Annotated in this window: 15 protein-coding genes and 1 pseudogene; 9 read left to right on the plus strand and 7 right to left on the minus strand. The window is 69.5% G+C overall.

The window, feature by feature from the left end:
• The first annotated feature begins 692 nt into the window (after positions 1-692).
• The 4 genes from E0504_RS46100 (at position 693) to E0504_RS46115 (ending at position 4,445) form a co-directional block, all read left to right on the plus strand.
• Positions 693-1,436, plus strand: coding sequence for an SDR family NAD(P)-dependent oxidoreductase (locus tag E0504_RS46100; protein ID WP_131627653.1), 744 nt, complete (start codon positions 693-695; stop codon positions 1,434-1,436).
• 143 nt (positions 1,437-1,579) lie between these two features.
• Positions 1,580-2,851 (plus strand): SRPBCC family protein, encoded by a 1,272-nt coding sequence (locus E0504_RS46105; protein WP_071067177.1) that lies wholly within the window; start codon positions 1,580-1,582, stop codon positions 2,849-2,851.
• 5 nt (positions 2,852-2,856) lie between these two features.
• On the plus strand, positions 2,857-3,189 hold the full coding sequence (locus tag E0504_RS46110; RefSeq protein WP_071067192.1) for a hypothetical protein: 333 nt from the start codon (positions 2,857-2,859) through the stop codon (positions 3,187-3,189).
• A gap of 23 nt (positions 3,190-3,212) precedes the next feature.
• A complete protein-coding gene (locus E0504_RS46115) occupies positions 3,213-4,445 on the plus strand; it encodes an amidohydrolase family protein (protein ID WP_200835182.1) in 1,233 nt (410 codons plus the stop codon).
• A gap of 67 nt (positions 4,446-4,512) precedes the next feature.
• On the opposite strand, the gene E0504_RS46120 is transcribed toward E0504_RS46115, so the two are convergent.
• From E0504_RS46120 to E0504_RS50975, 7 genes are all read right to left on the minus strand, one after another.
• The gene (locus tag E0504_RS46120; RefSeq protein WP_071067175.1) at positions 4,513-5,469 is read right to left on the minus strand and encodes an LLM class F420-dependent oxidoreductase; all 957 of its coding nucleotides are present in this window, start codon (positions 5,467-5,469) and stop codon (positions 4,513-4,515) included.
• 151 nt (positions 5,470-5,620) lie between these two features.
• Positions 5,621-6,802, minus strand: a complete 1,182-nt coding sequence (locus tag E0504_RS46125) for a thiolase family protein (RefSeq protein WP_131627655.1) — start codon at positions 6,800-6,802, stop codon at positions 5,621-5,623.
• Positions 6,799-7,206, minus strand: coding sequence for a Zn-ribbon domain-containing OB-fold protein (locus E0504_RS46130; RefSeq protein WP_112107179.1), 408 nt, complete (start codon positions 7,204-7,206; stop codon positions 6,799-6,801). The genes E0504_RS46125 and E0504_RS46130 overlap by 4 nt, the downstream gene beginning before the upstream one ends.
• Entirely contained in the window at positions 7,203-8,423 is a 1,221-nt protein-coding gene (locus E0504_RS46135; RefSeq protein ID WP_112107174.1) for a CaiB/BaiF CoA-transferase family protein, read from the minus strand. Before E0504_RS46135 ends, E0504_RS46130 begins: the two co-directional genes overlap by 4 nt.
• Positions 8,420-9,706, minus strand: a complete 1,287-nt coding sequence (locus E0504_RS46140; protein ID WP_071060122.1) for an amidohydrolase family protein — start codon at positions 9,704-9,706, stop codon at positions 8,420-8,422. The genes E0504_RS46135 and E0504_RS46140 overlap by 4 nt, the downstream gene beginning before the upstream one ends.
• 270 nt (positions 9,707-9,976) lie before the next feature.
• Entirely contained in the window at positions 9,977-10,687 is a 711-nt protein-coding gene (locus E0504_RS46145; protein WP_112107176.1) for a helix-turn-helix transcriptional regulator, read from the minus strand.
• 113 nt (positions 10,688-10,800) lie between these two features.
• Positions 10,801-10,968, minus strand: a complete 168-nt coding sequence (locus E0504_RS50975) for a hypothetical protein (RefSeq protein ID WP_160144298.1) — start codon at positions 10,966-10,968, stop codon at positions 10,801-10,803.
• A 31-nt stretch (positions 10,969-10,999) separates the two neighbouring features.
• Between E0504_RS50975 and E0504_RS46150 the strand changes: the two genes are divergently transcribed.
• From E0504_RS46150 to E0504_RS46170, 5 genes and pseudogenes are all read left to right on the plus strand, one after another.
• The gene (locus E0504_RS46150; protein WP_112107172.1) at positions 11,000-11,776 is read left to right on the plus strand and encodes a fumarylacetoacetate hydrolase family protein; all 777 of its coding nucleotides are present in this window, start codon (positions 11,000-11,002) and stop codon (positions 11,774-11,776) included.
• Positions 11,777-11,894: 118 nt separating this feature from the next.
• Entirely contained in the window at positions 11,895-12,833 is a 939-nt protein-coding gene (locus tag E0504_RS46155) for a thiamine pyrophosphate-dependent dehydrogenase E1 component subunit alpha (protein ID WP_368672090.1), read from the plus strand.
• An 84-nt stretch (positions 12,834-12,917) separates the two neighbouring features.
• Positions 12,918-13,913 (plus strand): alpha-ketoacid dehydrogenase subunit beta, encoded by a 996-nt coding sequence (locus tag E0504_RS46160; protein WP_083390743.1) that lies wholly within the window; start codon positions 12,918-12,920, stop codon positions 13,911-13,913.
• A complete protein-coding gene (locus E0504_RS46165; protein WP_041255984.1) occupies positions 13,906-14,148 on the plus strand; it encodes a biotin/lipoyl-containing protein in 243 nt (80 codons plus the stop codon). The genes E0504_RS46160 and E0504_RS46165 overlap by 8 nt, the downstream gene beginning before the upstream one ends.
• Before the next feature lie 122 nt (positions 14,149-14,270).
• Positions 14,271-14,424, plus strand: a pseudogene (locus E0504_RS46170) (aromatic ring-hydroxylating dioxygenase subunit alpha); the annotation flags it as partial.

Raw genomic sequence — 14,424 nt, forward strand, 5'->3', positions numbered from 1 at the left:
GCATCCAGCCGCCCGCCGACGTGGCCAGCTCCTCGACGAAGTCGTCATCGGTACCCCCCGCAACCGCGGGGCTGGTACGAGGCCGAAAAAGTGGTATCCGCCCCACGCCGCCAGCAGCATGACGGTGGTCGGGTGGTCCTTCCGCGGCAGCGGCTCGCTCTGGCTGGTCAGTGCGGCGCCGAGTGTGTCACGGATCTCGGGAACGCGATCGCCCTCGCTCAGCAGCAGGCGGAACAGCCGGTCGAACCGGCGAATGCCGCGGAACATCCTTCGCGGGACCAGAACCTTTGCCTGCTGCGGGTCGTCGACCACGGGCATCGGTTGCCGGTCAGCGGCCGAAACCAGCACAGAATTGGCCGGACATGCAAAGACGGCCAAGGGTGTGGCGGCGATGATGAGCCGGCAGGGCACCGTCGGCGAACTCGGGAAGCAGGCGGCATCGGCCGGAAAATCCGGCAAACGGCGCCGCCCGGGCCCGGTGCCGTTGTCGTATGCAGAGTTCCGAGCGCGTCATCGCGGCGGTCCGGCGGACTCCGCGACGGGCGACGACGAAGGTGGGTGCGCATGGCTGACTTCACGAGCCACCATTCGTGGGTCTCGGCCGCGGTCTCAGCGGTGGAGCACGACCTTTGCCCAGGAGGCGCGGCGCGCTTCGTCGCCGTCGCGCCGTCACGGGCAGCGGGCGGTTCCAGATGAAGCGGGTCGCCGTGGTGACGGGCGGTGCGTCGGGGATGGGGCTTTCCATCTGCCGGCATCTCGCCGACCGGGGCCACAGAGTCGCCGTGGTCGATCGCAACGGTTCGGCCGCGCGGCAGGCCGCGAAGGAGCTGGCCGCGGACGGGGCGGAGGCGTTGGCGTGCGAGGTCGACGTCACCAGCCGTCCGGCCGTGGAGAACGCGCTGAGCCAGGTCCGCGAGGAGTTCGGCCCGGTGGAGATACTGGTCACGAGCGCGGGGCTCGCGGCGTTCGAGCCCTTTGCCGAGATCACACTCGAGTCCTGGAACAGGGTGATCGAGGTGAATCTCACCGGGACTTTCCACTGCGTTCAGGCTGTGATCCCTGATATGGTCGCGGCGCGGTGGGGTCGTATCGTGACCCTCTCGTCGTCAAGCGCTCAGCGGGGTTCGCCCCGCATGGTCCACTACGCCGCGTCCAAAGGTGCCGTCATCGCCATGACGAAGGCCCTCGCGCGGGAGTACGCGTCGTTCGGGATCACGGTGAACAGCATCCCGCCGTCGAGTATCGACACACCGATGTCCCGCAGCGCCCAGGCGGCCGGCGACCTGCCGGACAGCGGGGTCCTGGTGAACGCGATCCCGGTGGGCCGGCTGGGGACGGGTGATGACATAGCCGCCGCCTGCGCCTTTCTCTGCTCCGATGGCGCCGGTTTCATCACCGGCCAGGTCCTCGGGGTGAACGGCGGGAGTGTCATGTGACGGCGGGCCCGATGCCGCGCCGACCCCCGTACCGCCACCTGGCAGCCGTGCCCGACAGAGCCGACCCACAGGCCGACCCACCGAGCTGACCCGGAGCCGGATCCGCGTCCGGCAGTGGACCCACCCGAAACGGAGGAATGACTGTGGCACGATGGCCGAAGCCGGCTGAGGGAAGCTGGACGGAACACTACCCGGAGCTGGGAACCGGGCTGGTGTCGTACGAGGACTCGATCTCGCCCGATTTCTACGCGCTGGAACGGGATGCGATCTTCAGGCGTGCCTGGCTGAACGTGGGCCGGGTCGAGCAGTTACCGCGCAGCGGGAGCTACTTCACCAAGGAGATCGAGGCCGCCAGGGCCTCGATCGTCGTCGTGCGCGACAACGACGGTCAGGTCCGGGCCTTCCACAACATCTGTCGCCATCGCGGCAACAAGCTGGTGTGGAACGACTTCCCGCGGGAGGAGACCGCCGGTAGCTGTCGCCAGTTCACCTGCAAGTACCACGGCTGGCGGTACGGCCTGGACGGCGCCGCCACCTTCGTGCAGCAGGAGGGCGAGTTCTTCAACCTGGACAAGAAGGACTTCGGCCTCGTCCCGGTGCACTGCGACGTCTGGTCCGGATTCATTTTCGTCAATCTGGCGAAGGAGCCCGAACAGTCGCTGCCCGATTTCCTCGGCCCGATGGTCACCGCGCTCGGCGGATATCCGTTCGACACGATGACCGAGCGCTTTTACTACCGCGCTGAGGTCGGCGCGAACTGGAAGCTGTTCATGGACGCCTTTCAGGAATTCTACCATGCGCCCATTCTGCACGCCCGGCAGACGCCGTCGAAGTTCTCGACGGCGGCGCAGCAGGCGGGGTTCGAGGCGCCGCACTACCGCATCGACGGCCCGCATCGGCTGGTCAGCACGGCCGGTATCAAGGCGTGGGAGCTGGATCCGGAGATGCGCAAGCCGATGGAGGACATCACCCGCAGCGGCCTGTTCGGGCCCTGGGACGAACCGGATCTCGGCGTCGAGAAGATGCCGGCGGGTCTCAACCCGGCCGGCTGCGAGCCGTGGGGTCTGGACTCGTTCAATCTCTGGCCGAACTTCGTGATTCTGATCTGGGCGGGTGGCTGGTATCTCACCTACCATTACTGGCCGACGTCGCACAACACGCACACCTTCGAGGGGAACCTGTATTTCGTTCCCTCCCGGAACGCGCGGGACCGGGTTGCCCGCGAGATGGCCGCGGTGACCTTCAAGGAGTACGCGCTGCAGGACGCCAACACGCTGGAGGCGACGCAGTCGATGCTCGAGTCCCGGGCTGTCGCCGAGTTCCCGCTGAACGACCAGGAGGTTCTCTGCCGGCACCTGCACAAGGTCGCGGCCGACTGGGTCGGGGAATACCAGCACAACGGCGCGGGGGCGTGAGCCCGATGCCGACCCTGCTGCCGGGCGAGTTCGCCGATCTTGAGCCCTACGCCACGGTCTGGTGCCTGGCGACGGAGGCCGAGCGCTACGGGAGACGGCTCGCCGGCTCGATGCCGGAGATGCAGGAGTTCTACGACGCGATCACCCCACGCGCCGAGGCCGCGATCGCGTACTGCGACCGTTTTCCGTTGGACGAGATGCCGGAGACGGCGCTGAACCTCCTGCACCTGCTGTACTCGATGATCAGCGTGTCCTTCGCGGTCGAGGCGTGGAAGCAGCCGCGGATTCCCGATTCCGGCGCCGCCGCGGTCGACTGCGTCATCGAGCCGGTCCCGTGACCGGCGTACCTGGTGCTACCGGCGTGACCGTTCTGCGCGCGGCGCGCTGGGTCGACGTCGACGCGGGGACGGTGCGGTCGCCCGCGGTCGTGGTGGTCGAGGGGAACCGCATCACCGCGGTGAACCCGGCCGCGCCGCCCACCGACGCGACCGAGATCGATCTGGGCGATCTCACCCTGCTGCCGGGCCTGATGGACATGGAGATCAATCTCCTCCTCGGTGGCCCCGAGAACCCGACGGGCCTGCCGAACCCGCTGCACGGCGTCCAGGACGACCCGGTGTACCGGACCCTGCGGGCGACGGTGAACGCCCGTACCACGCTGCTGGCCGGTTTCACGACGGTGCGCAACCTCGGGCTGATGGTCAAGACCGGAGGGTACCTGCTGGACGTGGACCTGGCCCGGGCGATCGAGGCGGGCTGGGCGCAGGGGCCCCGGATCGTGGCCGCCGGTCACGCGATCACGCCCACCGGCGGGCACCTCGACCCGACGATGTTCCAGCGGCTCGCGCCGCACATCATGCCGCTGGGCGTCGAGGAGGGAATCGCCAACGGCGTCCCGCAGGTGCGCGCGGCGGTCCGCTACCAGATCAAGTACGGCGCCGGGGTCATCAAGATCTCGGCGTCGGGCGGGGTGATGTCGCACAGCACCGCCGCCGGCGCGCAGCAGTACTCCGACGAGGAGATCGCGGCCATCGTCGACGAGGCCCACCGGGCGGGGCTCAAGGTGGCTGCCCACGCCCACGGCGACGCGGGCATCCGGGCCTGTGTCCGGGCCGGGGTGGACTGCATCGAGCACGGCTCACTCGCCAGCGACGACACCATCCGGATGATGGTCGACCACGGGACCTTCCTCGTCCCCACCAGCTATCTGTCGGAAGGCCTCGACATCTCGAAGGCGCCGCCCGCGCTCCAGGCGAAGGCCGCGGAGGTCTTCCCCCGGGCTCGGCGGACGCTGGGTAGGGCCATCGAGGCCGGGGTGCGGATCGCGTGCGGCACCGACGCGCCCGCCATCCCGCACGGGCACAACGCGAAGGAGCTGTGGGCTCTGGTCGACCGCGGCATGACCGCGATGCAGGCGCTGCGGGCCGCCACGGTCACCAGCGCCGAGCTGATCGGTGTCGATGACCGCGGCCGCCTGGCGGCTGGTCTGCTGGCCGACATCATCGCGGTTCCCGGAGATCCATCCGATGACATCACGGCCACGCAGGACGTGCGGTTCGTGATGAAGGACGGTCTCGTCTACAAGAACGAGTAGTACGGGCGTGGCGCTGGACCAGACCAGACGACCGGACCGCGGCCGGCTGGTTCCAGCGCCACCTGGCTCACATCTGGGAGCAGAGCGTCGCGAGGAAAGCCTGTGTCCGCCGCTGGGACTCGACGCGCTCGGCGCGGTCGGCTCCGAGCGCGACCACGCGGGCCGCGAGGTCGGTGACTCCCGCGTCGCGGAAGCCGCGCAGGCGTTCCACGATGGCGGATTCGTCGCCGACGGCCATGACGTCGCCGACGTCCCTGGCATCCCCGTGGTCGAGGAGCCGCTTGTAGTTGGGCGAGTAGTCGGCGTGCCCGAGGACCTCGTTCGCCGCGGAGCGCGCGGCGTCGACCTCGCCGGCGGGGCACAGGGCGACCGGAACCCCGGCGACGATGCGCGGTGCCGGTCGCCCGGCGTCGGTCGCGGCCTTCGTGATGCGCGGGACGACATAGTCGCCGATGGCCCGCTCGTCCGCCATCCAGAGAATGGTTCCGGAGGTCTGCTCGCCGGAGATGCGGAGCATGACCGGCGCCAGCGCCGCTATCAGGGTCGGCGTCGGGACGAGGTCGGTGACGTCGAGCGGGCTGTGTACCCGGTAGGTGTCGTTGTCGACGTCGATCCGCCCCGGCCCGGCGAACGCCGCGTTCAGCACCTGGAGGTAGTTCCGCACCAGGTGGGCGGGGCGTTCGTAGGAGAGGCCGAGCTGGTCCTCGATGATCCAGTGGTGTGACGGCCCGATCCCCAGCGTGAAACGCCCCTCGCAGACCGCCTGGGTGGACAGCACCTGCTGGGCCATGACGACCGGATGGCGGGTCTGGACCGGCACGACCGCGGTGCCCAGCTCGATGCGACGCGTCGCCTGGCCCATCAACGTGACCACGGTCAGCGCGTCGAAGTAACCGGGAATCTGCGGCATCCACATCGAGGCGAAGCCCGCCTCCTCCGCGCTCTGGGCGTCGGCGATGAAACCGCGCACCCGCTCCCGGTACTGCCGGTCCCTGTCGGAACCGATCATCAGGCCGATTCGCATTGGTGCCTCCTGGGATCTGGGACGGGGATTACCCGGGACAAGGTCGCTATGTCACTTCTCCTTCGCCAGCGGTCCTGGGTGAACAGCGGTCCTGGGTGAACAGCGGTCCTGGGCGAACAGCGGTCCTGGGCGAACAGCGGTCACTGGTGAATCAGCGGTCACTGGTGAACAGGAACGCCTGGGCGAGCGGGCCGCCGCCGCCCGTGACGAGGCCGACCTCGGCGCCGGCGACCTGCCGCGCGCCGGCCTGCTCCCGCAACTGAAGGAAGGTCTCGTAGGCCAGGCCGAAGCCGAGGTAGCGGCCCTCTGACAGTTGGCCGCCGGAGGTGTTGAGCGGCAGATCACCGGTGCGGGCGATGCGCGTGCCACCTTCCACGAACGGGCCCGCCTCGCCGCGGCCGCAGAAGCCGAGTGCCTCGAGCCACAGCAGGACGAAGATGCTGAACCCGTCGTAGAGACCCGCGACGTCGACGTCGGCGGGCCGCAGCGAGGTACGCGACCAGAGCTGCTCGGCGGCTTTCGTCGCGGCCATGACGTCGAAGTCCGGCCAGAACTCCCAGCTCGAGGTCATCGGCCGCCCGCCGCCGAGGGCCTCGAAGAAGACGGGCCGGTCGACGTCGCGCCGGTGGTCGGCGTGCGAGACGACGAAGGCGATCGACCCGTCCGCCGGGATGTCGCAGTCGAACAGGCACAGCGGTTCGCTGATCATCCGTGCCGCGAGGTAGTCGTCGATCGTCATCGGGTCGCGGTAGATCGCGTCCGGGTTGTCCGCGGCGTTGCGCCGGTCGTTCACGGCGACCCAGCCGAGCTGCTCCCGGGTGGTGCCGTAGCGGTCGAAGTGGTGCTGGGCCCACAGCGCGGCGAACTGCACGGGCGAACCCACCCCGTAGGTGGCCTTCCACGGCGCGGCCCCGGCCCCGGGCCCGGCCATCACGGCTGGACGGCGGCCGGTGCCCTGGCTGGTCGCCTCCCCGACGGTCCGGTAGACCAGCACATGCCGGGCGAGGCCCGTGGCCACCGCGTGGGCGGCGATTCCGAGGATTCCGATGACGTTGGCGCCGTCGCCGCAGCCGAGGATCCATGACAGGTCCAGCCGCAGGAGGGTGTGGAGGTCGCCGACCCGGGGGCCGCCGAAGCCGTGCGGGGCGGGGTGGTCGGGCCAGGAGGTGAGCCCGTCGATGTCGCGCGGGGTGAGCCCCGCGTCGGCGATGGCCGCGAGACAGGCGTCCAGGGTCAGATCGATCGCGGGCCGGTTCAGCCGCCGCCCGGACGCGGACCGCCCGATGCCGGAGACGATCGCCCGGCGCTCGATGTTCATGACGTCAGCGCTCATGGGACCGGCCGGAACATCGGTACGAACACGTCCCCTCGTTGCTCGAAGGCCACCTCGACCTCCATGCCGGTCGTGACCGCCTCGACGTCGCAGTCGACCAGGTTGGTCAGCAGGCGCAGGTCGGGCTGCTCGGCGAGGACCACCCGGGCCACGACGTAGGGCGGCTCGTACCCGGGCACCCACGGGCGGCGGACGACCGTGTAGGTCTCGACGGTGCCGCGGCCCGAGACCGGCCGGGACCCGATCGAACGGGAATAGCAGCCGGGGCAGATCGGCGCCGGCGGGTGGAACAGTCGTTCGCACGCGGTGCAGGCGCTGATCAGGAGCTGCCCCTGGGCACCTCCATGCCAGAAGTCGCGGCTGTCGTCGTCGACCACGGGTATGGGCCTGTCCTCGCCGGTCAGAGGATCGCCCCGCCGGCTTTGAGGTCGCCGATCTCGTCCCACGAGAGGCCGAGGTCGAGGAGTACGGATTCGGTGTGCTCACCGTGTTCGGGGGCACGGCTGGGCTGGCTCGGCCGCTGGTCGAACTGCACCGGCGTGGCCACCAGCGGCAGGGAATGGCCGTTGCCGAGATCGACGTCGGCGAACAGGCCGTTGGCCTTCACCTGGGGGTCCTCTGCGAGCTCGTGGGGGTACTGGCTGGGCGCCCACTCCCCGTCGAACTCCGCGAGGACGGCCCGCCATTCGTCGAAGGTGCGTTCGGCGAAGACGCCCTCGAGCCACTCGACGCACTCCCGGGCGTTGCGGCGGCGGGCCTCCATGTCCACGAACCGGGGGTCGTTCGCCGCGGCCGGCTGACCGATGCTCTTGCACAGGTGTGGCCAGTAGCGGTCGGGAGCGAGCATCTGCAGGACGATGACCCGGCCGTCGGCCGTGCGGTACGGCAGCATCAGCGGATTCGAGGCCTCGTACCGGCTCCGGGCGGCGACCGGCCCGCCGGGGCCGTTGAGGGTGGCGTTCATGAGATCCATCTGGACCTGCCACATTCCGGACGCCAGCAGCGAGGCGTCGACCGTGGAGGGTTCGCCGGTCGTCGACCGGTGGTACAGCGCCGCGCTGATGGCACCGGCGATGCTCAGCCCGCCGACCACGTCCCCGAACGCCGGGCGGGGCATGGCAGGCCAGGGCGCGTCGGGGGCGGTGAAGATCTGCTGCATTCCGCTGCGGGCCCAGTAGGCGCCCGCGTCGTACCCGCCCCGGCCGGCGTCGGGCCCCTGGGCGCCGAACGCGGTACCCCGTACGTAGATCACCGCGGGATTGTCGGCCCGGACGTCGGCCAGCTCGAGGTTCAGCCGGGCGCGGGTGTCCGCGCGCAGGTTGGTCACGAAGACGTCGCTCGCGGCGATGAGCCGGGACAGCAGCTGCCGGCCGGCCGGATTCTTCAGATCCAGGGCGACGGATCGCTTGCCCCGGTTCGTGGCCTGGAACTGGACGTCCACGCCGTGCCACAACTTGTGTAAACCGGCTGTGACCAGGCCGCGGTAGGGATCACCGGTCTCGGGGTGCTCGATCTTGATGACCTCGGCACCCCACTCGGCGAGCACGGCCCCCGCCATCGGGACGAACACGTGCGAGGCGACTTCCAGGATGCGCGCCCCGGCGAGCGGCGCCGGGCTCACGCCGTTCTGCCGGGCTGGTGCGCGTGCGCGAACTGGCCGACCGTGGTCAGCCGGCGCTCCACGGTGCCCCGCGAGACGATCGAGATGTCGTGGCCGGCGGCCTCCTTGCGCAGCGCGCCGACGGTGCACCGCTCGCGCGGCCGGATCGGGAAGGGATCGAAGGAGTACACCTGCATCGCGTTGCGATGAGTGATCTTGTCCACCTGCAGGTCGGTCAGTCCCGCCACGGCGTCGATCACCACTTCGGGTGAACGTGGCCAGGTGCTGTCGGAGTGGGGGTAGTCGCACTCCCAGGTGACCATGTCCTCGTTCATCCGGTCGAGGTTGGCCACACCGAAGTCGTCGACGATGAAGCACGTGACGACATGGTCACGGAAGATCTCGCTCGGCAGGCGGCCGCCGAGCTCGGGGCGGGTCCAGGCACGGTGCTGCTTGTAGGTGTAGTCGGCCCGCTCCAGGAAGTACGGGATCCAGCCGATCCCGCCCTCCGACAGGGCCACCTTGAGGTTCTTGAACTTCTGGAAGATGGGCGACCAGACGAGGTCCGCGGCGGTCGGGAAGGTCTTGATGGCGGCGCAGGTGATCTCGACGTTCATCGGGGCGTCGGGTGCCGTGACCACGCCGATGGCGCCTGACCCGATGTGCACGCAAACGACCGTCTCGGTCTCCTCGCATGCCGCCCAGAACGGGTCCCAGTGATCGCTGTGCAACGACGGGAGGCCGAGGGCGTAGGGGTTCATCGAGAAGCTGACCGCATGGGAGCCCTTGGCCGCCGTCCGGCGGATCTCCTTCGCCATCAGCTGGGGGTCCCACAGCGGCGGGATCGAACAGGGGATGAACCGGTCCGGATACGCGCCGCACCAGGCGTCGATGTGCCAGTCGTTGTAGGCGGTGAGGACGGCAAGGGCCAGGTCGGGGTCCTGGTCGGCCCGGCTGGCGAAGAACTGACCGCAGAAGCGGGCCATCGACGGGAAGTTCAGGGAGGCGAGCACGCCGTTGGCGCTCATGTCCTTGACCCGCTCGTGGACGTCGTAGCAGCCCCGTCGGATCTCCGCCAGCCGTGCCGGCTCCAGGCCGTACTCCTCGGGCGGGCGGCCGGCCACCGCGTTCAGGCCGGAGCTGCGGGCCTCGCCCTCGCCGAACACCCACTTGTCGCTCACCTCGTCCGAGACGAGCCGGGGCGCCCGGTCGGCGTACTTCGCCGGGATGAAGCCCTCGAACATGTCGGGGGGCTCTATCACGTGGTCGTCCACGCTGATAAGGATCAAGTCGTCCATGTTCATGGGGCCTCCCCAGTTGCTTCCCGTTGCGGCATTCGAGGCAGCGGTGCCCTGTAGGTTCCATCATCGGGCCCCGTGCCCTGGCCGTCTTTGCGGGTTCGGCCAAGTCCTTGCCCGTTTCGGCCGGGCGGTCGTGGCCCCGGTAATCCCGCCGTGTCTTTCCGGTGGCTGGTCTGGGACTGTCCGCGATGTTTTTCGCCGTGCGGCGGGCCTCCGCCGTGCGGAGAGGCGGCCAAATCGGTCGCCGACGGTGAGGGCGAAAGCACCGAACTGTCAGCCGCGGACGCGCTGGCGGTAGGCGGTGGGAGTCTCTCCGGTGTACTGGCCGAAGGCCCGGGTGAATGCGCTCACGCTCTGGAATCCGACGGCGAGGGCGATCGTGATTATGGTCTGGTTCTGGCTGTCCTGAGCGAGTAGCGCCATGGCCTTGAGTAATCGGCTCTCGAGGAGGTACCGGCGCCAGGACATGCCGGTCGCGGCGAGAAACGCCCGGCGTAACGACCGTTCCGACGTCCCGATGGCCGCGCACAGCTGGGGTAGCGAGACGTCGGTCAGGTGTTTGTTGGTGTAGTCCATGGCGGCGGCGACGAGCGGGTCGGGAGTGGTCGGCAGGCACAGCGGGGTCTCGTGGTCGAGCCATTCGACGACGAGGTGGGCAAGGGCGTCGAAGAAGGCCTCCGCCATGGGCTCCGTCGCCGTCCTCTTGATCGGCCATCTCCTGGCGTACAGGACCATTTCCCGGATCACCGGAGCAGCGGCGAGTATCCGGACCCGATCACCTGCCGACAGGCCCATCACCGGGTCGAAGAACACCGAGACGGCCTTGACGTTGCTCCAGGTGCTGCAGTGGATCGTCCCGGCCGGAATCCACACGGCCTGTTGCGGCGGAAGAAGGTAGCGTGCCGTCGCGGTCTCGACCTCGACGACCCCCTCGAACGCGTACTCCATCTGGTGCAGGTCGTGGGAGTGCCACCCGGTGACCACTTCGTCCCTGACCTCGAGCGTGTACGTGCCGGCTCGGATGACTGGCCCCCCCTCACCCTCACAGCGGACGTTGGCCGAAACGGGCAAGGTTGGGGAGGTAGCCGCGGCAGGCGTCATGGGGTGACGGTAGTCCAGTGGCGGGAGCGCGCCAAGGTGACCGCAAGTAGCACGAATCTGGCCGGATGCGCAAAGACGGCCACCGCGGTGCCGCCGATGATGAACCGCAGGGCGCCGCCGGCGAACCCACCGAGCGGATGGCCGCGGCTCGCGGCGCCGGCCATCGCGATTCTCCCGTGCGAGAGGGGCCTGGCAATGCTGCTCGGTCGTGCACTGATGGGCGACACCTCGTGCTTCGGCGAGGTGGTGGATGATCGCTTCCACCTCCTCTCCGGCGGCATGCTGGAGGGGTACCGCCGTGTCGGGCGGTCCCTGCCGCTTGCGGATCTTGTGCTCGGCGCGCCCCTGACCGGCGTCCGGCTCATCGCCGTGATGGGCGGCTTCCTCGAACCGGGCACGTCGCGCCCGCCGGGGATCCAGCCGATGTGGGTGCCCAAGGCGTGCGGGTTCGTCGGTGGCGACCGCGCGCAGATCCGGGTGCCCGCGGCGCTGACCGGGGCAGTGCAGATGGAGGCCGAGCTCGCCGTCGTCGTCGGCCGCCCGCTGCGCGGCGCGTCACCGGCCGAAGCGGCCGAAGCCATCTTCGGCTGGACCGTCTTCAACGACGTCACCGCGGCCGAATATGTGGCGCCCGGCCTGTGGGCGACGGCGAAGTCGATCGACGGGTTCGCGTCGTGGGGCCCGTGGATCCGGCGGGATCTCACCGAACGGCGCGTCCTCGAAGGGCTGGCGATCACCGGGACCCTCAACGGGAGCAAGGTCCAGTCGGGAGACACCCGGTATTTCAGGTTCGCGCCGAGCGAGATCCTGAGCCACATCAGCCATCGGATCAGCCTCTTCCCCGGCGATGTCGTCACGCTCGGAACGCCACCGCCGGCCGTTGACGCCGCCGCCGGCGACCACATGGTGTGCGAGGTGGAGGAGGTCGGCGTCCTGACCAACCAGCTGCTCGCCGCCGGGAGCGAGCAATGACCGGAGGAGTCCGCCCCGGCCGACGCCAGCCGGAGACCGGGTTAGACGAGGAGGGGCTGTGACGACGGAGCAGGCGGCGGGGCCGGCGCTCGATGTGCGGCGTCGGCTGTACGAGCTGATGACGCTCATGAAGGCGGCCGACGATCGGCTGAGCAAGGGGATCGCCTCGGGCGAGCTGCAGTGCGTGTACTGGCCCTCACGGGGCCAGGAGGCGATCGCCGCGGCGGTGGGCGTGGTCCTCCGCCTGGACGATCAGCTGGTCACGACGTACCGCGGACTGCACGACCTGATCGGCAAGGGCGTGCCGCTGGTCGAGATCTACGGCGAGATGCTGGGCCGCCAGGTCGGCTCCGGCCGCGGCAAGGGCGGGACGATGCACATCGCGCATCCCGACTCCGGCCTCATGATGTCGACGGGGATCGTGGGCGCGGGGCCCCCGGTTGCGGTCGGGCTGGCCATGGCCGCACGGCGCAAGGGCCTCGACCGGGTGACGGTCGCCAGCTTCGGTGACGGGGCCACGAACACCGGTTCCTTCCACGAGGCGGCGAACATGGCGGCGCTGTGGGACCTGCCGCTGGTGCTGGTCTGCCAGAACAACCAGTACGCCGAGATGACGCCGACCGGGCACACGATGAAGATCGCCCAGGTCGCGGACCGGGCGGCCGGCTACGGGATGCCGGGCGTCCGCGTCGACGGCAACGACCCCCTCGCCGTCGTCGCCGCGCTGGAGGAGGCCGTCGAGCGGGCGAGAGCCGGCGCCGGCCCAACGCTCCTGGAATGCGTGACGTTCCGGTTCCGCGGCCACTACTTCGGCGATCCGATGAAGTACATCCCGACGGAGCAGATGGACGCGGCGATCGCGGCTGATCCGCTCCCGCGTTTCCGGTCACGTCTGTTGGACGACGGGGTCTGCGGTGCGCGGGAGCTCGACGAGATCGAGACGGCCGCCGTCTCGGCGGTCGACGAAGTGCTGGCCGCCGTCCTGGCCGCGCCCGCCGCGGCACTCGACGAGCTGGACCGGGACGTGTACGCCGATCCGCGCAACTGCCCCGCGTAGCGCGACCCCCTGTAACGCGCGCTTAGAACGTGCATTCCGTATCGAACGTGGCCTGGCAATGAGGTGGACGTGGACGAACGACGGATGACGATGCGCGAGGCGTTGAACCTCGCCCTGGACCAGGCGCTGGAGCGTGACGAGCGCGTCTTCCTGATCGGCGAGGACATCGCCGACCCGGGGGCATCCGGCCCGACCGCCGGGCTGTCGAGCAGGTACGGCACCGAGCGGGTGCTCGACACGCCGATCTCCGAGGCGGCGATCGTGGGCGCGGCCATCGGAGCCGCGATGGAGGGCTTCCGTCCGGTGGCCGAAATCATGATCATGGACTTCATCGGGATAGCCGCCGACCAGATCATCAACCACGCGGCGAAGATGCGGTTCATGACCGGGGGGCGGACAACCGCGCCCATCACCGTGCGCACACAGATCTACGGCGGACTCGGCACCGGCGCCACGCACTCGCAGTCGCTGGAGGCGTGGTTCATGCACATTCCCGGGCTGAAAGTCATCGTTCCCTCGACGCCGCGCGACGGCAAAGGCCTGCTCACGTCCGCGATCTTCGACGACGACCCGTGCATCTTCCTGGAGACGATCCGCCTGCAGGGCCAGCGTGGAATGGTGCCAGTCGACCCGGGATTCTCGATCCCGCTCGGCCAGGCGGACGTGAAGCGTGCCGGCACCGACGTAACGTTGATCAGCTACGGCCGGGGGGTCGTCGAGTCGCTCGGCGCGGCGGACGCGCTCGCGCGCCAGGAGATCAGTGCCGAGGTACTCGATCTGCGTACCCTCGTTCCGCTCGACACGGCGGCGATCATCGAATCGGTGCACCGCACAACGCGAGCGGTGGTGGTGCACGACGCCGTGCAGTTCGCCGGCCCCGGAGCGGAGATCGTCGCCATTCTTCAGCGCGAGCTCTTCGACCGGCTCTCGGCGCCGGTGGAACGGGTGGGTGCCCGGTTCGTGCCGAACCCGGCCCCGCCGGCGCTGGAGTCGCAGGTGTACCCGAATTCCGAAAAGATCATCGCCGCCGTCCACCGGACGCTGCGGTGGAAAACCACCAGGGAAGGTGCCCGTGGCTGACTTCACGATCCGCATTCCACGCGTATCGGTCGCGATCTCGGAGGCGGAGCTGCTCGAGCTTCTCGTGGAGGAGGGGGCGCGCGTGGAGGAGGGCGACCCGCTGTTCGTCATCGCGACGGACAAGGTCGAATCCGAGGTGCAGGCCGGCGCGTCCGGCACGGTGCACTGGAGCGGCGCGGTGGAGACCGTCTACGAGATCGGTGCCGAGATCGGGACGATCAGCGCGTCCAGCTGACGCCGGAACCGATCGGCTGACGCCGGCACAGACCAGCTGAGGCCGGCGCTGAGAGGAGGTTGATGTCGATGGCCGTCACCGACGACCGCCGGGCCGACGCTGCCCGTGACGTCCCGTTCGCCATGCGGGACCCGTTACACGTACCACGTGAGCGCTATTATGACCGAACCTTCTTCGAGCTCGAGAAGGAATACCTGTGGCCGAGGGTCTGGCAGATGGCCTGCCGGCTGGAGGAGATCCCGCGGCCCGGCGACTTCGTCGAGTACGAGATCTGCG

The sequence above is a fragment of the Parafrankia sp. BMG5.11 genome, from assembly GCF_004337455.1.